Source organism: Acidovorax sp. NPDC077693 (genome assembly GCF_044542805.1).
Taxonomy (GTDB): Bacteria; Pseudomonadota; Gammaproteobacteria; order Burkholderiales; family Burkholderiaceae_C; genus Acidovorax.
Window position 1 is genome coordinate 258,602 of record NZ_JBITVD010000005.1, and the last position, 19,488, is coordinate 278,089.

Below are 19,488 nucleotides of genomic sequence, written 5' to 3' on the forward strand. Positions count from 1 at the left end.
TATATGTCCACGCTGACCGAAAGCGCGAGCACAGCGCTGCAACTCACCCTCTCCTTCGACCCGGTCCTGTGGGCCATCGTGGGCCGCTCCCTGTCGGTCAGCGCCACAGCCTGCCTGCTGGCCTGCGGCCTGGGGCTGGTGCTGGGCGCATGGCTCGGCGTGGCGCGGTTTGCGGGGCGCGGCGCGGTCCTGGCCGTGCTCAACACCTTGCTGGCCGTGCCGTCCGTGGTGGTGGGGCTGGTGGTGTATCTGCTGCTGTCGCGCAGCGGGCCGCTCGGGTCCCTGGGCTGGCTGTTCAGCTTCAAGGCCATGGTGCTGGCCCAGGCCATCCTGGTGCTGCCGGTGGTCACCGCGCTCACGCGGCAGGCGGTGGAAGACGCCGAGCGCGCGCACGGCGAGCAGCTGCGGTCCCTGGGCGCGGGCACCTTGCTGCGCAGCCTGCTGCTGGCGTGGGACGAGCGCTACGCGCTGCTCACCGTGCTGATCGCATCGTTCGGGCGCGCCATCTCCGAGGTGGGCGCCGTGATGATCGTGGGCGGCAACATCGACGGCTTCACGCGCGTCATGACCACCGCCATCGCGCTCGAGACCAGCAAGGGCGACCTGCCGCTGGCGCTGGCGCTGGGCATGCTCCTGCTGGCCGTGGTGCTGGCGCTCAACGTGGTCATCGCCCTGGTACGCCGATGGCGCGAGCGGGTGGACGGTGCGGCCTCCGGCATGCCGGTGGGGGTGGCCGCATGAGCGCAGTGCACACCACCCAAGGCGTGGAGATGGCCGGCGCGCCAGGCCAGCCAGCCGCCAACGACGGCGCCCCGTGGGTGGACCTGCGCCACGTCTCGGTGCGCTATGGCGCCGTGGTGGCGCTGGCGAATGTCAGCCTGTGCATCGTGCCCGGCGAGCGCGTGGCCCTGGTGGGCGCCAACGGCAGCGGCAAGAGCACGCTGCTGCGCGTGCTGCACGGCCTGGCCGATGCCAACGGCGGCGGAGGCCTGCACTGCAACCGCACGCTGCGCCAGGCCATGCTGTTCCAGCGGCCGCACATGCTGCGCACCAGCGCCCTGAACAACGTGGCGCTGGCCCTGTGGCTGCGCGGCACGCGCTGGCGCGATGCCCGGCTGGCCGCGCTCACGGCGCTGCAGCGCGTGGGGTTGCAGGGCATCGCCGCGCAGAACGCGCGCACCCTGTCGGGCGGGCAGCAGCAGCGGCTGGCGCTGGCGCGCGCCTGGGCACTGCGGCCCGACGTGCTGCTGCTGGACGAGCCCACCGCCAGCCTGGACCCGCACGCCAAGCGCGAGGTCGAGTCCCTGATGGCCGACTTCGCCGCCAGCCACGGCGCTGGCGGTCCCGCCCACCCGGTGACCATGGTGTTCAGCAGCCACAACCTGGGCCAGGTCAAGCGCCTGGCCAGCCGCGTGATCTACATGGAACACGGCCGCCTGGTGGCCGACCTGCCGGTGCACGACTTCTTCAACGGCCCCCTGCCCGAGGCCGCCCGTCTGTTTGTCAAAGGAGAACTGGTATGAAAAAAACCGCCCCCCACGCTCGCCACCCCGTGCCGTCGCTGTCGCCCGAGGACTCCGCTTTCTCGTCCCGGGGCGGCCCGGTGATGAAGAATTTCAAGCTTTTTGGCCCTGTACCGCGCATTCAGCAAGCGCTGGCAGCTATTATTTTTGTAGCATCTGACGCAGCGTCCGCGCAGAGCATCACGATGGCGTCCACCACGTCCACCGAGCAGTCGGGGCTGTTCGGCTACTTGCTGCCCGAGTTCAAGAAGACCAGCGGCATCGACCTGAAGGTGGTGGCCCTGGGCACGGGCCAGGCGCTGGACATGGCGCGCCGGGGCGACGCCGACGTGCTCTTCGTGCACGACCAGGCAGCCGAGGAGAAATTCGTGGCCGATGGCTGGGGCGTCAAGCGCTACCCCGTCATGTACAACGACTTCATCCTCGTCGGCCCCAAGGACGACCCGGCAGGCACGCGCGGCAAGGACATCGTGCAGGCGCTGCAAAAGCTCGCGGCGGGCAACGGCAACTTCGTCTCGCGCGGCGACAAGAGCGGCACCCACGCTGCCGAGCTGCGCTACTGGAAGCTCGCGGGTGCCGATGCCGCCAAGGGCAGCGGCTACAAGGAATGCGGCTGCGGCATGGGCCCCGCGCTCAACATCGCGGCGTCGAGCAACGCCTACGTGCTGGCCGACCGCGGCACCTGGCTCAACTTCAAGAACCGCGCCGACCTGGCCATCCTGGTCGAGGGCGACACCAAGCTCTTCAACCAGTACGGCGTGATGGTGGTCAACCCTGCCAAGCACCCGCACGTCAAGGCGCAGGACGCGCAGAAATTCGTCGACTGGGTCGTGTCGCCCGCGGGCCAGCAGGTCATCGCCAGCTACAAGATCGGCGGCGAGCAGCTGTTCTTCCCGAACGCGAGCAAGTGAACCCCCCTGAGGCGCTGCGCGCCATCCCGCCAGGGGGACGCCACCCGTGGCCCGGTGAAGCCGGCTCCACGGTGGCGCTGGCCTGCGGCGCGCCGGTCGGCTAACCCCCCGGGTGAAGGCATCGTCCGGTGGGGACTCAGCCCCACAGGCCGGGCTTGTTCACCATCAGGTAGAACACCACCACCATTGCGATGAAGGCGGGGTACCCCAGCGCTTCCCACCATCGGGCGCAGCGCCAGTACTGCGGGGGCAGGGCGCTGCCTGTGCGCGCAGCCTCTGCCGCCATGTCGCGCATGCGCAGCTGCAGCCACACCACCGGCAGCCAGCAGGCGCCCGCCAGCGCATACAGCCCCAGCGACAGCGCCAGCCACGGCGTTGTCAAAGGCAGGCCCAGCATGTACGCCATGCCCAGCCCCGTGGCAGGTTGGACGAACACGGTGGGGGTGGTGAACCACCAGTCCGCCCGCACCACCAGCCGCGTGACCACGGCCTGCGCCTGCACGTTGCCGCTGCGGTTGGTGAAGAACATGTAGAACGCCGAGCCCAGGCCCGTGCCCACCAGCAGCATGCTGGAGACGATGTGGATCCACTTGAGGGTGAGGTACAGGCTCATGGTCGGCTTGTTGGCGCAGCGCGCGGCGTGGCCTGCAGCAGCACCCACAGGATGGCGGCGATGGGCAGGTTCTTGGTCAAGGGGCCCAGCGGGTGCAGCCACAGGTCGGGCTGGATCACCGTGGCCAGCACCGTCATGGTGGCCATCAGCGCCAGCGCGGCGGCATACGCGGCGCGGCCAGGTCGCCATGCCATCCACCCACCCAGCACGGCATCGGCAGCCGCGCCGCCCAGGATGAGTGCAGCGGTCCAGCCAGGCGTTTGCAGCGCGGCCGGCAGGCCGGCCAGCAGGGCGCGGCTTTGGCCGTGCAGCTCCCACACGCTGACGATAGCCGTGATGAGCCACACGGCCACGAGGCTGTAGCGCAGCAGGCGCTCGGTGGCTCTGGGCAGGGCGCTCACGCGGGTTCTTCCACCACGTCGGTCACCATGCCCCAGCGGTCGAATTCAGGCGCGAAGGATTCGAGTGCGAGCAGGCCCGTGCTGGTGTGCGCACCCAGCGGCAAGGGGTTGCCGGCCGCCAGGCGCCGCGCGAGCAGGATGGCGGCCATGCACGGGATCTCCGGGCCGTGGTCGTGGTCGGCCGCGATGTGCCAGGCGCGGCGGCGCGTGTGGCCGTGGGCATCCGTGCCGGCCACGCGCACCACCATGCCGCCCAGCGGCGTGCCCAGCACGTCCAGCACGCCGCCCGCGCGGTGCAGCAGCCCGGCCAGGCGCTCGGGGTGCGGCAGCAGGCCCCAGTGGCGCAGCGCGGCGATGGCGGCGAAGCTGCGCTGCGCCAGGCCCACCTCCAGCGCGGCTCGGAACACCACGCGGTCGCGCACCTGGTAGCGCTGGGGAAACAGCTCCAGGTCCGGGATGTCGCACACCGCGGCCAGGCGGGGGCGCAGCCGCAGGAAGTGCACCGGCACCGGCTCGGACCAGCCTCGCCGGGGCCGCCACTGGCCACCTTCCCACACCGGAATGGGCACGCCGCAGTAGCTCAGCACCGCCGCCAGCGTGGCCTGCCCGCGCGGTGCGCGCTGGGCGGGGGCGATGCAGATGTCGATGCTGTCGATGTGCTGCCAGCCGGCGCACAGGTGGTCGATGACGGCGGACGACAGCGCGGGCACGGTGCTCGCGCCCGTGACGGCGGTGCGCTGCGCCGCAGCGAAGGTGCCGTGCACCGCCGCCGGGAAGTCGCACACGAAGCGGCGACCGTCGGCCAGGTCGATGTAGTGCGCCCCGGCCTCGGCCGCTGCCTGCGCCACGGCGTAGGCCTGCGCCTGGAACGGGCCGGCCGTGTGGATGACCAGGCCCACGCCCCAGGCGCGCAGCTGGTCGGCCAGGCCCGGGGCCTGGTGGTCCAGCGCCACGCCGCGTGCGCCGTGGTGCAGCGTGGCTGCCAGCGCTTGCGCGCGGGCTGCATCGCGGCCGGCCACCAGCAGGATCATGTGGTGGTGCTGGGACGGGTCGCCCGCCAGGGCGCGGCAGATGCGCGCGCCGAAGTTGCCATAGCCGCCCAGGACCAGTGTGGTGAGAGTTGTCACGAATGAGAGGGATGAACGGAGTGCAGAAAGTCGGGCCCGGAGGCGCGCGACGCGGACAGCACCGGCGCCGCCGCAGCGCTGCCAGCGGCCGCCCGGGTGGTGTGGGAGAGCAGGGCCTGCAGGGCCTTGCGGCGCGGCTGCATCTCGTGGGCGTACCAGGCCGGCACGCTGGCCGATGCCATGGGCTTGCTGTACAGGTAGCCCTGGATGGCGTGCAGGCCCGCGGCCGCCACGGCTTGCAGTTCGTCCGCGGTCTCCACGCCCTCCACCACCACCGACAGGCCGAACTCGCGGGTCAGCGCGCCGATGTGCCGCAGCAGCGACTGCCTGCGCGCATCGCTGGCCAGTTGCTGCACGAACAACCGGTCGCACTTGACGCCCGCGATCGGCAGGTCCGCCAGCATGCCCAGCGACGAGTAGCCGGTGCCGAAGTCGTCCATCACCACCGCGATGCCCAGCGTGCCCAGCGCCTGCAGCGCGTCCACCATGGGTGCGCCCAGCGCGATCACGGCGTGCTCGGTCATCTCCAGCCGCAGCGCGTGGTGCGGCAGGGCGCGCTGCGCGAGTTCTGCGCGCAGCCAATCTGAGAAGCCGGTCGCCAGCAGCGTGCTGGGTGCCACGTTCACGCTGATGGTGATCTGAAGCAGCCCTTGTTCGCGCCAGGCGGCCAGGCAGTCCAGCGCGTTGCCCAGGATCATGCGGTCCACATCGGCAGTGCGGCCCTGCAGCTCGCAGGCCAGCAGAAAGATCTCGGGGTTGAGCGGGCCCAGGGCCGGGTCTTTCACGCGCAGCAGCGCCTCGAACTGCACGCCGGGCTGGCGCAGGTCCACGATGGGCTGAAAGTGCAGCGCCAGCCGGTCGGGCTGCAGCAGGTCGTGCAGCCGGTCGGCGATGAGCGACAGCTGCATGTCGCGCTCGGGGTTGTGCGCCATGTTGGACGCCCGCATCATCGACAGCCCGCGGCGCAGCAACTGCTGGCGGCCCGCGTCGAAGTGCATGTTGCGCAGCTGCTCTACTGCCAGGGCGGTGCCGAACACCAGCACGCAGACCAGCAGCGCGCTGTTGTGCGCCGTGTCGCCAGCCGGGACGCTGAGCAGGCCGAACGTGTTGACCAGCAGCCAGTGCAGCAGCAGGATGGCCGCGCCGCACACGGCCTTTTCTTCCCACGACCGGCGCAGCAGATGGGGTGTGAGGACGCTCATCTTCACCGCCCGGTGGCGGATGGATGTCCAGGTGGCCAGGCACAGCGCAATGGCAGCCGCCAGCACGATCGCCGTCCAGTTCACCGTGGCGAAGCTGCGCACCAAGTCCTGCGTGATGGTGAAGTGCGCCAGCAGCATGCCCGCCGCCAGGCAGGCCCCCGCCATCGCGATGTGCAGTTTGCGGGCGCTGGTGCTCAGCGTCGGTATGGTCAGGCGCGTGCTCACCGCCATGATGATGAGCCCGCTGAGTGCGGGCACCAGGTCGAGTGCCACCGCGTGGTGCGCCAGCTCTTCATACAGAAAGAGGCCCACCACGTCCAGCGCCCACACGATGCAGCCGATGCCCAGCGATGCGTGCGATGCACTCACGCGCCGGCTGGGCGGGTCGGCCGAGAACGCCGTGTGCTCCACCAGGCGCTGGCACACGTGCACCACCAAAGACGCAGTCACCCAGAACAGCAGGCCCTGCAGCGGCGCAGGAAAACCCACCCCGAACGCCTGCGCGGCGTCATGCCAGATTGAAACCATGTTGCCCCACCCCCGTTGTAGGCGGTCATCATACGACCCGTGGACGGGCCCACTGTTGCGCTCAGTTGACGATGGCCACGCCCTTGATCTGCGCGTACACCGGCCTGCCCGGGACCAGGCCGAGCACGCTGGCCGAGCGCTGGGTCACCCGCGCCAGCAGCCGCGTGGGCCCGGCGTCCAGCGCCACCATCAGCTGGCCCGGGCTGTCGTGCGCCACGTGGGCCACCGTGGCAGGCAGGATGTTGAGGATGCTCGTGCCTGCAGGCGGAGTGAGCGCAATGCTCACGTCCCGCGCCTGGATGCGCAGGCGGATCGGCGCGCCCACCGCATGCGCACCGGGGCTCACCAGCAGCAGCTGTCCGCCCGCGAAAGCCACCGTGGTCACCAGGTCGTGGTCGTCGTGCTGCATGACCTGGCCTTCGATCACCGTGGCGGCGGCGTCGCCATGGGCCAGGGGCAGGTCGAGCCGCACGAGCAGTTCGGCGGTGGGGCCGTGGGCGCGCACGCGGCCATCGTCCAGCAGCACCATGTGGGCGGCCAGGCGCGCCACTTCATCGATGGCGTGGCTCACGTACAGCACCGGGATGTCGAGTGTGCGGTGCAGTGTGTCGAGGTAGGGCAGGACCTCGGCCTTGCGCTGCGCATCCAGCGCGGCCAGGGGCTCGTCCATGAGCAGCAGGCGCGGGCTGGTGGCCAGGGCCCGCGCAATGGCCACGCGCTGGCGCTCGCCGCCCGACAGGGCCTGGGGCTTGCGGTCCATCAGGTGGTGTATGCCCAGCAGGTCCACCGCTTGCTCCAGCGCCACCCGGCGCCGCGCGGGCGGCGTGCGCTTTTGGCCGTAGCCGATGTTGCCCTGCACCGTGAGGTGGTCGAACAGGCTCGCTTCCTGGAACACATAGCCCAGAGCGCGCTCGTGCGTGGCCCGCCAGATGTGCTGTGCGTCGTCCTGCCAGGTCTCGCCGTTGACCTGCACGTGCCCCGGCCGCGCACGCTCCAGGCCCGCAATGGCGCGCAGGCAGGTGGTCTTGCCGCAGCCCGAGGGGCCGAACAGCGCGGTCACCCCGCGCCCGGGCAGGCGCAGGTCCACATCCAGCGTGAAACCGGGGCGTGCCAGGTGCAGGCGGGCAGCGATCTGCTGAGAACTCGGTGGGTTGGCGCTCATCACGACACCATCGACGCCCGGCGCCGCGTGAGGTTCAGGCCCAGCAGCACCAGGAAGGAAAACACGACCATGCCCCCGGCCAGCCAGTGCGCCTGCGTGTACTCCAGCGCTTCCACATGGTCATAGATCTGCACCGACACCACGCGCGTCACGCCGGGGATGTTGCCGCCCAGCATCAGCACCACGCCGAACTCGCCCACCGTGTGCGCAAAGCTCAGGATCGCCGCGGTGATGAAGCCTGGGCGGGCCAGCGGCAGCGCCACCGTGAAGAACCTGTCCAGCGGCCCGGCGCCCAGCGTGGCAGCGGCTTCGAGCGGCCGCCGGCCGATGCTCTCGAACGCATGCTGCAGCGGCTGCACCGCGAACGGCAGCGAATAGATGAGCGAGCCCGCCACCAGCCCCCAGAAGGTGAAGGGCAGGGTGCCCAGCCCCAGGCTCTGCGTGAACTGCCCGATGGGCCCATGCGGCCCCATCGTGACCAGCAGGTAAAAGCCGATCACCGTGGGCGGCAGCACCAGCGGCAGCGCCACCACGGCGGACACCGGACCGCGCCAGCGCGACGGCGTGTGCGCCAGCCACCAGGCCAGCGGCGTGCACAGCACCAGCAGCAGCGCCATGGTGGTGCCGGCCAGGCGCAGCGTCAGGCCGATGGCCGCCAGATCGGCGCTGGAAAAGGGCATGGAGCGTCGGAAAGTGTCTTGGAAGTGGAGAAGCGGTGCCAGGCGATTTGCGCACGCGCCCTTCAGAAACTATAGCCGTAGGACTTGATGATGGCGCGGGCCTTGTCGCCGCGCAGGTACTGGAGCAGCGCCGTGGCCGCCGCGCTGTCCTTGCCCGGCGTGAGCAGCGCCGCATCCTGGCGGATGGGCTCGTGCAGATCCGCCGGCACCTGCCAGGCCGAGCCGCTGGTGATCTTGCCGTCTGCCATCACCTGCGACAGCGCCACAAAGCCCAGTTGCGCATTGCCCGTGGCGACGAACTGGTGCGTCTGCGCGATGTTCTCGCCCTGCACGAAGCGCGGCTGCAGCTGCGCGGTCACGCCCAGCTTGTCCATGGTCTGCATGGCGGCCAGGCCGTAGGGCGCCAGCTTGGGGTTGGCGATGGCCAGGTGCTTGAAGTCGCCGGTCTTGAGCACGGCGCCCTGCGCATCCACATAGCCGGGCTGCGCGCTCCACAGCACCAGCGTGCCGATGGCATAGGTGAAGCGTGCGTTGGCCACGGCCTTGCCTTCCTTCTCCAGCCGGGCGGGCGTGGTGTCGTCGGCGGACAGCAGGATCTGGAACGGCGCGCCGTTGGTGATCTGTGCGTAGAACTTGCCGGTGGCGCCGAACGACAGCTCGGCCTTGTGGCCGGTGTCGGCCTCGAAGGCGGTGGCGATCTTCTGCATGGGCGCCGTGAAGTTGGCGGCCACGGCGACCGACACGGTGTCGGCATGGGCCGACGGCAGCAGGGTGGCGAACAGTCCCGTGGACAGGCTGGTGGACCAGCCGATGGCGGTGAGGATGCGGGGCAGGGAGGCAAGGCGATGCAGCATGGCGGCGCGGCGCGGGTGGCGCTATTCATAAATGGAATAGCGCGAGTATATGCAGATCGCTCTGGTGTGCTGGTGGGGCCAGGGGGCCCGGCTGCGCCGGGTCAGGCCAATGGAGGCAGCCGCATCGGCCAGGCCGCAGTCGGCTGCGCTGTAAGCTTTGGCGGATGCAAGAGCAAGAATTTCAGGTGCTGTGCAAAGGCAGGGCGCTGCATGGAACAGCTTTTCACGGCATTTCGCCACAACCCCCGCGCACGCTGGCCCTGCACGGTGGCGGGCGCTCGTCGCGCCAGGGCTACCGGCCTCTGTTGACCTACCTGGCGGGCCAGGATCAATCTGCGGCGGCGTTCGATTTTGCGGGCCAGGGCGACAGCCCAGGGCCGATGTCCGACTCCAGCCTGGACGACCGTGTGGCGCAGGCGCTGGCGGTGGTGGAGAGGCTCGGCCTGCAGCCGCCGGTGTCACTCATCGCCAGCAGCATGGGCGGCCACATCGCGTGCAGCCTCATCCCGCGCCTGATGCCTGCGGCCATCGTGCTGTTCTGCCCGGCCGCGTACGAGGCCGCGGCGCAGCCGGTGGCTTTCGGGCCGGCATTCCAGCAGGTCATTCGCACCACCACGGCCTTTGCGGCATCGCCCGCGTTCAGCGCGCTGGAGCAATTCGAAGGCCGGCTGTTGCTGGTGCTGGGCGAGCACGACGCAGTGATCCCCCGGGAGGTCGAGCACGGGTACATCACCCGGGCCACGCGGGCGCGCAGCGTGGAGGTGATCCGCCTGGCAGGGTCGGGCCACGCGCTGCATGCCTGGCTGCAGGACCACCCCGCGGACCGTGGGCACGTGTTTGCCCGCGTCCTGGCCACGCTGCGCGGCTAGGTGTGGTGCGACACTTGTGCTTGGCCGCCCGCGCCGCCTGGCCATCATCCTGAATCTTCCATGTCCTCATCGCTGTCCATCTCGTCCGCACTGACCCACGCCCTCACCGACAAGCGCATCGACATCCTGCGGCAGATCGGTGACACCGGCTCCATCTCGCAGGCGGCGCGGGTGGTGGGCGTGAGCTACAAGGCCGCGTGGCAGGCGGTGGACACGCTCACCAACCTGGCCGGTGCGGCGCTGGTCGCACGGGCCGTGGGCGGCGCGGGTGGCGGGGGCGCGCGGCTGACCGAGGCGGGGCAGCAGTTGCTGGCGGCTGCGGATGCGATGGCCCAGGCGCGGGGCGCCGTGCTCTCGCGCTGGCAGGCCACGCCGCATGCGGGCCCCGCGCTGGCGAGGCTGGCGGTGCGCACCAGCATGCGCAACCAGTGGCCCTGCGTGGTGCAGCGGCTGGAGGTGCTGGGGCAGATCGTGCGCGTGCACCTTGTGTTCGAGGCCGAGCTGGGCGATCTCGCGGGTGCGACGGTGCTCGCATCGCGCATCACCCGCGAGAGTGCGGAACTGCTGGGCCTGCAACCGGGGCTGGTGGTGCAGGCGCTGTGCAAAGCCACTGCGGTGCGGGTGGAGCGCAGGGCGGTTTCGCGCACCGATGCGGGCGCGCAGAGCGCCGCCACGGGCAGCTTTCGCCTGCCGGCCAAAGCCGTGCGCGTGGTGCGCGGCGAGTCAGGCGACGAAGTGTCGGCCCAGCTCGCTGCCGGCGTGCAGATGGTGGGCTTTGCCGCGGCGGGCAGCGGGCTGCGCGCAGGTAGCCAGGTGGAGCTGATCGTGGACGACAACGCGGTGGTGCTGGCGCTGGCGGAAGTCTGAAGGGACCGCAGTCGGCTGTCTGCGCCGTGCGGCGCAATCTATGCAGATGCTATTGATTTGATAGCTGATAGCGCTTGTCTACCCAGCGGCAGACCACGTTTTTATTCAAGAAATTGGAGTCTTTGTGGGCCTGGGCCCGGCGCGCATGTCCACCATGCGTGCCCGCCGTCTGCGCTCAATGCCCCTTGGGCACGCCCAGCTTGCGGTACACCGTGGCGCGGCTGATGCCCAGGGCGCGTGCGGCCTCGGCGACATTGCCGCGGGCGTCCTGCACGGCCCGGCGGATGAGGGCGGTTTCGGCCTCGCGCAGCGGGGCGGGTGATGTGGCGATGGGGACCATCGGCGCCATGGTCGCAGGGCCCGCAGTCCAGGCGCTGCCGGGCGCAGCCTGGTGCGGGGCCTGGGCCAGGCCCGACAGCCGCAGCCCCGACCACAGCGGCAGGTCCAGCGGCGCGGGCGTGCCGCGCGAGCGGGCGGCATCGAAGAGCTGGGGCCAGGGCAGCGCCATCAGGTCGCTGCAGTGCCGCAGGCTGCCGGGCGGGCACAGCGGCAGGGGCAGCAGTTGCCGGGCCATGCTGTTGCAGCCCAGCACGTAGCCGTCGCCGTCCAGCACCAGCAGCCCGTCGGCTTCGCTGCCCAGCGTGCTGCCGGGCCAGTTCACGCGCAGCAGCAGGGCGTGGGGCAGTTGCAGCAGCAGCGCGTCTTCCATGGCGCGGGCGGACCGGGCCACCAGGTGGCGCAGTTCGGGGCGTTCGGGCACATCCACGCCGGTCAGGTCCAGCATGCCGATGCACTGCCCGTCGGGGCCGAAGAGCGGCGCGCCCGCGCAGCTGTAGCTGCCGTTGTCGTCGAAGAAATGCTCGCCCCGGTGCAGCCACACCGGCTGCAGCTCGGACAGCGCCGCGCCGATGGCGGTGGTGCCCACTGCGGCTTCCGACAGGTCGATGCCCACGCGGCCGATGGCGCTGGCGCGCGGGTCGTGGCGGTCGCACGGGCCCTGCACGTCCACCACGATGCCGTGGGCATTGGTCAGGATGGCGAAGTACCGCATGCCGGCAATCGCGCGGGTGAGCTGGTCCAGCACCGGGCGCGCCGCGCGCAGCAGGGCGTGGCTTTGCTCGCGGCTGCGGCGCTGGGCGGGCGCGCTCACCATGTCGAAGGCCACGCGCTGCGCGGGCTGCAGGCCCCTGTCCAGGCAGCGCTGCCACGACCGCGTGATCCACGGCTCCACCGCCGTGCGGGTGGCCAGCGCACCGTCGTCCAGCAGTGCGCGGCGTGCCTGTGCGATCAGGGCGTGGCGGTCCTCGGCGGGTGATGGCGGTGCGGTGGCGAGCATCGGTATCCCGGATGGATGGCGGGTGGCGGCGCCGCAGCAGGGGCGGTCGCAGCGGCGTGCCCCGCATGATGCGCCGGTGTGCGGCGCAACATGTTTCATTTTGAGAATTTCCGGCGCGCGCTGCCGGAAATTCAGGGTTCTCCCTAGGGATGGGGCCGGGGGGCGGGCAGAAGATGCAGCGGCTTAGGACAGGTTCACAGCCAAACTCTTCGAGGAGACAGCCAGATGCAAGTCCAGTTCACGGTCAACGGGCGCGCGGCCCGTGTTGACGTTCCACCCAACACCCTGCTGGTCCATGCGCTGCGAGAGCACCTGATGCTCACCGGCACCCACGTGGGCTGCGACACCAGCCAGTGCGGCGCGTGCACGGTGCACGTCAACGGCCGCGCGGTCAAATCCTGCGCCATGTTGGCCGTGCAGGCCCAGGGCGCCGATGTGCAGACCATCGAGGGCCTGGCCGCGCCGGACGGCACCATGCACCCCATGCAGGCGGCCTTCAAGGAATGCCACGGCCTGCAGTGCGGCTTCTGCACCCCGGGCATGGTGATGAGCGCGGTGGACCTGTGCAACAGCCACCCGCACGCGAGCGAAGGCGAGATCCGCGAGCTGCTCGAAGGCAACATCTGCCGCTGCACGGGTTACCAGAACATCGTGCGCGCAGTGCAGGTCGGCCAAAAAGCCATGGCCTCGGCATAACGGAAAACAAGGAGACAGACCATGGGTGCATCCGACTTCTCCAAGCTGCCGCACATCGGCGAGTCGCTCCGGCGCAAGGAGGACTACCGCTTCCTCACCGGCGCGGGCCAGTACACCGACGACGTGGTGCTGGCTGCGCAAAGCCACGCCGTGTTCGTGCGGTCGCCGCATGCGCATGCACGCATCAACAGCATCCACACCGACGCCGCCAAGGCCGCGCCGGGCGTGCTGGGCATCTTTGTGGGCACCGATGTGGCGGCCGACAACATCAACGGCCTGCCCTGCGGCTGGCTCATCACCAGCACTGATGGGCAACCGATGAAGGAGCCACCGCACCCCATCCTGGCGCAGGGCAAGGTGCGCTACGTGGGCGACCACGTGGCCATGGTGGTGGCCCTCACGCAGCAGCAGGCGCGCGACGCGGCTGAGTTGGTGGAGGTGGACTACGACGTACTGCCCGCGGTGGTCAGCGTGGCCGATGCAGCGGCAGGCACGGTGGCCGGCGCAGGCCTGCACGACGCGGCGCCGGACAACCACTGCTACAAGTGGGCCATCGGCGACAAGGGCGCGGTGGATGCGGCCTTTGCCAACGCGGCGCACGTGACGCAGCTCGATCTGGTCAACAACCGGCTGATCCCCAACGCCATGGAGCCGCGCACGGCCATCGGCAGCTACAGCCGCGCCAACGACGAGTACACGCTGTACGTGAGCAACCAGAACCCGCACGTCGAACGGCTGCTCATGACGGCCTTCGTGATGGGCCTGCCCGAGCACAAGGTGCGCGTGATCGCGCCCGACGTGGGTGGCGGCTTCGGCTCCAAGATATTTTTGTATGCCGAGGACGTCTGCCTGACCTGGGCGGCCAAGAAGCTCAACCGCAACATCAAGTGGGTGGCCGACCGCAGCGAGTCCTTCTTGTCCGACGCGCATGGCCGCGACCACGTGAGCCATGCCGAGATGGCGATGGACAAGGACGGCAAGTTTCTGGCCATGCGCGTGCACACCGACGCCAACATGGGTGCGTACCTCAGCACCTTTGCCAGTGCGGTGCCCACCATCCTGTACGCCACGCTGCTGGCGGGCCAGTACACCACGCCACAGATCTATGTGGAGGTGGACGCCTGGTTCACCAACACCGCGCCGGTCGATGCCTACCGCGGCGCGGGCCGGCCCGAGGCCACCTACCTGCTGGAGCGCCTGGTCAGCCGCTGCGGCTGGGAGATGAACCTGCCTCAGGACGAGATCCGCAAGCGCAACTTCATCACCAGCTGGCCCTACCAGACGCCCGTGGCGCTGCAGTACGACGTGGGCGACTACCACGCGTGCATGACGCAGGCGCAAGAGCTGGCCGACGTGGCGGGCTTTGCGGCGCGCAGGGCCGCCAGCGAGGCCCAGGGCCTCAAGCGCGGCATCGGCTACAGCAGCTACATCGAGGCCTGCGGCATCGCGCCGTCCAACATCGCAGGCGCCCTGGGTGCGCGCGCGGGCCTGTTCGAATGCGGCGAGGTGCGCGTGCACCCCACCGGCAGCGTGACGGTGTTCACCGGCTCGCACAGCCATGGCCAGGGGCACGAGACCACCTTTGCGCAGGTGGTGGCCGCGCGCCTCGGCATTCCGGTGGAGAACGTGGACATCGTGCACGGCGACACGGGCCGTGTGCCGTTCGGCATGGGCACCTACGGCTCGCGCTCCATCAGCGTGGGCGGCGCGGCCATCATGAAGGCGCTGGACAAGATCGAGGCCAAGGCCAAGAAGATCGCGGCGCATTTGATGGAGGCGAGTGACGCCGACATCGACTTCAGCGGCGGCGAGTTCACCGTGCGCGGCACGGACAAGAAGATCCCGTTCGGCCAGGTGGCGCTCACGGCCTACGTGCCGCACAACTACCCGCTCGACAAGCTCGAACCCGGGCTCAACGAAACAGCCTTCTACGACCCGACCAACTTCACCTTCCCCGCTGGCACCTACATCTGCGAGGTCGAGGTAGACCCCGCCACCGGCAGCACGCGGGTGGACAGGTTCACCGCCGTGGACGACTTCGGCACCATCATCAACCCGATGATCGTGGAAGGCCAGGTGCACGGCGGCCTGGTGCAGGGCATCGGCCAGGCGCTGATGGAAAACTGCGTGTACGACCGCGAGACGGGCCAGTTGCTGACGGGCAGCTTCATGGACTACGCCATGCCGCGCGCTGATGACTTCCCCGAGTTCAAGCTGGGCCATGTCTGCACACCCTGCACGCACAACCCGCTCGGTACCAAGGGCTGTGGCGAGGCGGGGGCCATCGGCTCGCCACCGGCGGTGATCAACGCCGTGCTCGACGCGCTGCACCCGCTGGGCGTGAAGGAGTTCGACATGCCCGCGTCGCCGCACCGCGTGTGGGAAGCCATTCAGTCGGCCAAGGCATAAGGAAGGAGATCGACCATGTACGCATTCACCTTTGAAGCGCCTTCTTCCGCCGCAGCCGCCGCGCAGCTCATCGCCCAGGGCGGCAAGCTGCTCGCGGGCGGGCAGAGCCTGCTGCCGTCGATGCGCCTGCGGCTGGCCAATCCCGAGAAGATCGTCGACCTGAACAGCATCGCCGAGCTGGCCGGCATCCGCCGCGAGGGCAACGCGCTGGTCATCGGCGCCATGACGCGCCACATGGACGTGGCGAACAGTGCAGAGGTTAAAAGCGCCATCCCGGCGCTGGCCGACCTGGCCGCCCACATCGGCGACCGGCAGGTGCGCGCGCGCGGCACGCTGGGCGGGTCGGTGGCCAACAACGACCCGGCGGCCTGCTACCCCAGCGCGGTGCTGGGCCTGGGGGCGACGGTCATCACGAACCAGCGCGAGGTCGCGGCCGATGATTTCTTCGTGGGCATGTACACCACGGCGCTGGAGGAGGGCGAGATCATCACCGCCATCCGCTTTCCGATTCCGAAGCGCGCGGTGTACCTCAAGTTCAAGCAGGCCGCGTCGCGCTTCTCGCTGGTGGGCGTGTTCGTGGCGCAGACGGACGGCGGCGTGCGCGTGGCCATCACCGGCGCGGCCAGCAGCGTGTTTCGCCATGCAGGGCTGGAGGCAGCGCTCAACCAGAGCTTCACGCCCGCATCGGCCGCAGGCGTGAAGATCGACGCGAGCGACCTCAACAGCGACATCCACGCGAGCGCCGCGTACCGCGCCAACTTGATCAGCGTGCAGACCCAACGTGCCGTGGCCCGGTTGGTGGGATAAGCGGGGAGGGGAGATCGGCGACCCACCACGGCGCCGGGTGCTCCGTGGTGGGCAGGTATTGAATAAAAATGGCCGCTACCGCTTGATGGGAAAGCGCTAGCAGCTATCAATTAAATAGCAATGAATCCACAAGCCCCTCACGTTGCACACCACCCGGCATCCGCCTCCGTGGACGCGCTGCTGCAGGCCCTGCAGGGCGTGGGCTACTTTGCCGACCGGCGCCTCGCCACGTCGGTGTTCCTGGCTCTGCAATTGCAGCGCCCCCTGCTGCTGGAGGGGGAGCCCGGCGTGGGCAAGACTGCGCTGGCCCGGGCCCTGAGCGCCGTGCTCTCGCGCAGCCTGATCCGCCTGCAGTGCTACGACGGGCTGGAGCAGCGCGAGGCGCTGTACGAGTGGAACTATGCTGCCCAACTACTGCATATGCGCGCGGCAGAGGGCCAGGGCACTGCCGACATGGAGCGGGTGGAGCGCGAGGTCTACCAGGACCGCTACCTCATCCGCCGCCCCCTGCTGCAGGCCTTGCAGGCCCCCGCGCCCGGTGCCGTACTGCTCATCGACGAAGTGGACCGCGCCGACGAGCCCTTCGAGGCCTTCCTGCTCGAATACCTGGGCGAGTACCAGGTCAGCATCCCCGAGATCGGCACGGTGCGCGCCAGCGCCACGCCCGTCACCCTGCTCACCAGCAACCGCACGCGCGACCTGCACGACGCCGTCAAGCGCCGCTGCCTGTACCACTGGCTCGACTACCCCGACCGCGACCGCGAGCTGGCCATCGTGCGCGCGCAGGTGCCGGGCGCGAGCGCGGCCCTCGCGCAGCAGGTGGCCGACTTCGTGGGCCGCCTGCGCAGCCAGCCGTTCGCCAACGCCTTCCAGCGCGCGCCCGGCATTGCCGAAAGCGTGGAATGGGCCAAGGCGCTGGTCGCGCTCGACACCATCGTGGTGGACCCCGAAGTGGTGTCCGACACGGCGGGTATCTTGTTCAAGCAGCGCGAGGATGTGGCGGCACTCACGCGCGACATGTCGCAGCAGCTGTTGCAGCCTGCCGACGCGTGATGCCAAGCGGCCCTCCAAAACACGCAGCCGTTCACGCTGAGCTTGTCCAAGCGCTGCGCGAGGCTTCGACAGGCTCAGCCCGAACGGTCTGGAGCGATCGAATGCGCATCCGTGGCCTGTGTGGGAACCTGTGAGGGTGCGACCATGGCGGGAGGCACCACCATCTCTCAACTCGGCGACGCCCGCACCGGCAAGCTGGCCGACAACCTCACGGGCTTTGGCCGCACCCTGCGCCGCGCCGGAGTGCCGGTGGATGCCGCCCGCATGGCGCTGGCGCAGCAGGCCGTGATGCTGGTGGGCGTGGAGCGCGCCGACTTCGGCGCGGCGCTGGAGTCGGTGCTGATCAGCCGCGAGCAGGACCGGCTGGTGTTCCGCGAGCTGTTCGATGCGTACTTCAAGAACCCCGCCATCGCGCAAAAGCTGCTGGCCCAGATGCTGCCCAGTGCCGAAGCGAAGGCAAACCCGGTCAAACGCCGCCCGCGCGTGAGCGAGGCCCTGGCCCCGGTGCAGGCCGCGCGCAACGCCCCGCCGGTGCGGGAGGACGAAAAAATCGACCTCGACGCCGCCATGACCGCCAGCGACCGGCAGCGCCTGCACCATGCAGACTTCCACCAGCTGTCGGCCAGCGAATACTTGCTGGTCGAACGCCTGGCGCGAGACATCGCGCTGCCCTTGCCGCACTACGCGGCCCGCCGCACCCGCCCCGGCGTGCGCGGCAGCCGCCCGCACTGGCCCGGCGCCATGCAGCAGGCCGCGCGCACCGGCGGCGAGCTGCTGACCCTGCCGCGCCTGCAGCGCCGCCAGCAGCCGCTGCCCTTGCTGGTGCTGGTGGACGTGTCGGGCTCCATGGAGCGCTACGCGCGGCTGCTGCTGGCCTTCTTGCACGCGGCCACCGCACCGCGCCATGCAGGGCCCGGTCTGCGGCGCGACGTGTTCGCGTTCGGCACGGGCCTGACCGACCTCACGCCTGCGTTCCGGCTGGCCGACACCGACGCCATGCTGCAGGTGGCTGGCCAGGCGATTGCCGACTTTGCCGGCGGCACGCGCATGGGCGACAGCCTGGCCGCGCTGCGCCTGCAGCACGCGCGGCGCCTGGTAGGGCGGCGCACGCTGGTGCTGCTCATCACCGACGGCCTGGACACCGGCGCGCCCGAGGTGCTGGAGCGCGAGCTGGGCTGGCTGCGCCGCCACAGCGGCCGCCTGCTGTGGCTCAACCCCTTGCTGCGCTTTGGCGGCTATGCGCCCACCGCGCGGGGCGCGGCGGCGCTGCACCGCCAGGCGCACGGCATGCTGGCGGTGCACAACCTCGCGCGGCTGCAGGACCTGGCGGGCAGCCTGGCGGCGCTGCTGCGGCAGTGAGGACTTGGAGCGGACGCGGAGGCGGTGGTGGTTGCCGACGAATGCCATCACCACCGTTCATGCTGGGCCCGCCGAAGCGCCGCGCAGGGCTTCGACAGGCTCAGCACGAACGGTGAAGGGGCTGCGCTGTATCGAATGCAATGGATTTCTGAGACTTGTGAACACTGAGAGGACCCCACCATGGAAATGCAAGCCAGCCGTACCCTTGCCGTGAGCCAGCAGCAGGCTTGGGACGCACTCAACGACCCCGAGGTGCTCAAGCTGTGCATCCCCGGCTGCGACAAGGTCGAGCCCACCGCCGAGCACCAGTACAGCGTGTCCATGGCGCTCAAGATCGGGCCGGTGTCGGCCAAGTTCGCCGGCAAGATCACGCTGTCGGACATCGTGCCGCCCGAGAGCTACACCATCGCCTTCGACGGATCGGGCGGCGTGGCAGGCTTTGGCAAGGGCAGCGCGCAGGTCCGGCTGGTGCCGCTGCCTGCCGATGCGGCAGGGCAGGACAGCTGCGAGCTGCACTACACCGTGCAGGCCACGGTGGGCGGCAAGATCGCGCAGCTGGGCCAGCGCCTGATCGACGGCGCGGCCAAGTCGATGGCCGAGGATTTCTTCAAGCGCTTTGACAACGAGATGCAGCGCCGCCACCCGCGCGCTGTGGCAGACGACGCAGCGGGTGCAGCCGTGCCGCCCGAAGAGCCCGAGCCTGCGGTGGCGGCCCTGGCAGCGGCGACTGGGATGCAGGCAGGCAGCGGGCCCGGTGCGCCCACTGCCACCGCCACCGTGTCTGCAGCCTCGGTGTCGACTGCCGCCGCAGAGCACAGCGCATTGGCCGCCACAGCGGGTGATGACAATCCCCCCAGCGGCATACCGGTTTGGGTGTGGGCGGCCGGCGCAGGCGCGCTGGTGCTGTTAGCGTGGTGGTGGAATTGACGCCCCCCTGAGTCGCTTCGCGCCTTCCCCCCTGAGGGGGGACGCCTCCGGTGGACCGGCGAAGCCGGATCCACGGTGGCGCTGGCATGGGCACCGTGCTGATTTGGGGCGCAGCGGGCGTGATGGATGGCGGTGCAAGACCGTTGAAATGAACTAGCGAAGAA

Annotated in this window: 19 protein-coding genes; 11 read left to right on the forward strand and 8 right to left on the reverse strand. The window is 70.0% G+C overall.

The window, feature by feature from the left end:
• Positions 1 to 3 precede the first annotated feature (3 nt).
• From ACIGHN_RS08910 to ACIGHN_RS08920, 3 genes are all read left to right on the forward strand, one after another.
• Positions 4 to 741 (forward strand): ABC transporter permease, encoded by a 738-nt coding sequence (locus tag ACIGHN_RS08910; protein WP_056412989.1) that lies wholly within the window; start codon positions 4 to 6, stop codon positions 739 to 741.
• A gap of 29 nt (positions 742 to 770) precedes the next feature.
• The gene (locus ACIGHN_RS08915; protein WP_396504140.1) at positions 771 to 1,523 is read left to right on the forward strand and encodes a phosphate ABC transporter ATP-binding protein; all 753 of its coding nucleotides are present in this window, start codon (positions 771 to 773) and stop codon (positions 1,521 to 1,523) included.
• Positions 1,524 to 1,606: 83 nt separating this feature from the next.
• The gene (locus ACIGHN_RS08920) at positions 1,607 to 2,434 is read left to right on the forward strand and encodes an extracellular solute-binding protein (RefSeq protein WP_396504141.1); all 828 of its coding nucleotides are present in this window, start codon (positions 1,607 to 1,609) and stop codon (positions 2,432 to 2,434) included.
• A gap of 136 nt (positions 2,435 to 2,570) precedes the next feature.
• Here the strand turns inward: ACIGHN_RS08920 and ACIGHN_RS08925 are convergent, their stop codons facing one another.
• The 7 genes from ACIGHN_RS08925 to modA all read right to left on the reverse strand — a co-directional run bounded on the left by ACIGHN_RS08925 (position 2,571) and on the right by modA (position 9,001).
• Positions 2,571 to 3,047 (reverse strand): DUF2269 family protein, encoded by a 477-nt coding sequence (locus tag ACIGHN_RS08925; RefSeq protein WP_396504075.1) that lies wholly within the window; start codon positions 3,045 to 3,047, stop codon positions 2,571 to 2,573.
• Positions 3,044 to 3,439, reverse strand: coding sequence for a DoxX-like family protein (locus ACIGHN_RS08930; protein ID WP_396504142.1), 396 nt, complete (start codon positions 3,437 to 3,439; stop codon positions 3,044 to 3,046). Before ACIGHN_RS08930 ends, ACIGHN_RS08925 begins: the two co-directional genes overlap by 4 nt.
• Before the next feature lie 5 nt (positions 3,440 to 3,444).
• Entirely contained in the window at positions 3,445 to 4,575 is a 1,131-nt protein-coding gene (locus tag ACIGHN_RS08935) for a saccharopine dehydrogenase NADP-binding domain-containing protein (RefSeq protein ID WP_396504076.1), read from the reverse strand.
• Positions 4,572 to 6,305: an EAL domain-containing protein gene (locus tag ACIGHN_RS08940; protein WP_396504077.1), complete on the reverse strand. Its 1,734-nt coding sequence runs from the start codon at positions 6,303 to 6,305 to the stop codon at positions 4,572 to 4,574. The genes ACIGHN_RS08935 and ACIGHN_RS08940 overlap by 4 nt, the downstream gene beginning before the upstream one ends.
• Before the next feature lie 61 nt (positions 6,306 to 6,366).
• On the reverse strand, positions 6,367 to 7,467 hold the full coding sequence (gene modC, locus ACIGHN_RS08945; protein WP_396504078.1) for a molybdenum ABC transporter ATP-binding protein: 1,101 nt from the start codon (positions 7,465 to 7,467) through the stop codon (positions 6,367 to 6,369).
• A complete protein-coding gene (gene modB, locus ACIGHN_RS08950; RefSeq protein WP_056413008.1) occupies positions 7,467 to 8,147 on the reverse strand; it encodes a molybdate ABC transporter permease subunit in 681 nt (226 codons plus the stop codon). Before modB ends, modC begins: the two co-directional genes overlap by 1 nt.
• A gap of 62 nt (positions 8,148 to 8,209) precedes the next feature.
• Positions 8,210 to 9,001, reverse strand: coding sequence for a molybdate ABC transporter substrate-binding protein (modA, locus tag ACIGHN_RS08955; RefSeq protein ID WP_396504079.1), 792 nt, complete (start codon positions 8,999 to 9,001; stop codon positions 8,210 to 8,212).
• 164 nt (positions 9,002 to 9,165) lie between these two features.
• Between modA and ACIGHN_RS08960 the strand changes: the two genes are divergently transcribed.
• Positions 9,166 to 9,870, forward strand: coding sequence for an alpha/beta fold hydrolase (locus ACIGHN_RS08960; protein WP_396504080.1), 705 nt, complete (start codon positions 9,166 to 9,168; stop codon positions 9,868 to 9,870).
• 60 nt (positions 9,871 to 9,930) lie between these two features.
• Positions 9,931 to 10,737, forward strand: a complete 807-nt coding sequence (locus tag ACIGHN_RS08965; protein ID WP_056413015.1) for a TOBE domain-containing protein — start codon at positions 9,931 to 9,933, stop codon at positions 10,735 to 10,737.
• A gap of 175 nt (positions 10,738 to 10,912) precedes the next feature.
• Here ACIGHN_RS08965 and ACIGHN_RS08970 read toward each other — a convergent pair whose 3' ends face one another.
• Complete coding sequence (locus ACIGHN_RS08970; RefSeq protein WP_396504081.1) at positions 10,913 to 12,073, reverse strand: helix-turn-helix domain-containing protein; 1,161 nt, start codon at positions 12,071 to 12,073, stop codon at positions 10,913 to 10,915.
• A gap of 225 nt (positions 12,074 to 12,298) precedes the next feature.
• Here ACIGHN_RS08970 and ACIGHN_RS08975 point away from each other — a divergent pair, with 225 nt between their 5' ends.
• From ACIGHN_RS08975 to ACIGHN_RS09000, 6 genes are all read left to right on the forward strand, one after another.
• Complete coding sequence (locus ACIGHN_RS08975; protein WP_396504082.1) at positions 12,299 to 12,769, forward strand: (2Fe-2S)-binding protein; 471 nt, start codon at positions 12,299 to 12,301, stop codon at positions 12,767 to 12,769.
• A gap of 21 nt (positions 12,770 to 12,790) precedes the next feature.
• Positions 12,791 to 15,178: a xanthine dehydrogenase family protein molybdopterin-binding subunit gene (locus ACIGHN_RS08980; protein WP_396504083.1), complete on the forward strand. Its 2,388-nt coding sequence runs from the start codon at positions 12,791 to 12,793 to the stop codon at positions 15,176 to 15,178.
• A 15-nt stretch (positions 15,179 to 15,193) separates the two neighbouring features.
• Entirely contained in the window at positions 15,194 to 15,985 is a 792-nt protein-coding gene (locus ACIGHN_RS08985; protein ID WP_396504084.1) for an FAD binding domain-containing protein, read from the forward strand.
• 120 nt (positions 15,986 to 16,105) lie between these two features.
• Positions 16,106 to 17,038: an AAA family ATPase gene (locus tag ACIGHN_RS08990; RefSeq protein WP_396504085.1), complete on the forward strand. Its 933-nt coding sequence runs from the start codon at positions 16,106 to 16,108 to the stop codon at positions 17,036 to 17,038.
• A 144-nt stretch (positions 17,039 to 17,182) separates the two neighbouring features.
• The gene (locus ACIGHN_RS08995; RefSeq protein WP_396504086.1) at positions 17,183 to 18,397 is read left to right on the forward strand and encodes a VWA domain-containing protein; all 1,215 of its coding nucleotides are present in this window, start codon (positions 17,183 to 17,185) and stop codon (positions 18,395 to 18,397) included.
• Between the two features lie 180 nt (positions 18,398 to 18,577).
• Entirely contained in the window at positions 18,578 to 19,324 is a 747-nt protein-coding gene (locus ACIGHN_RS09000) for a CoxG family protein (RefSeq protein ID WP_396504087.1), read from the forward strand.
• The last annotated feature ends 164 nt before the right edge of the window (positions 19,325 to 19,488 follow it).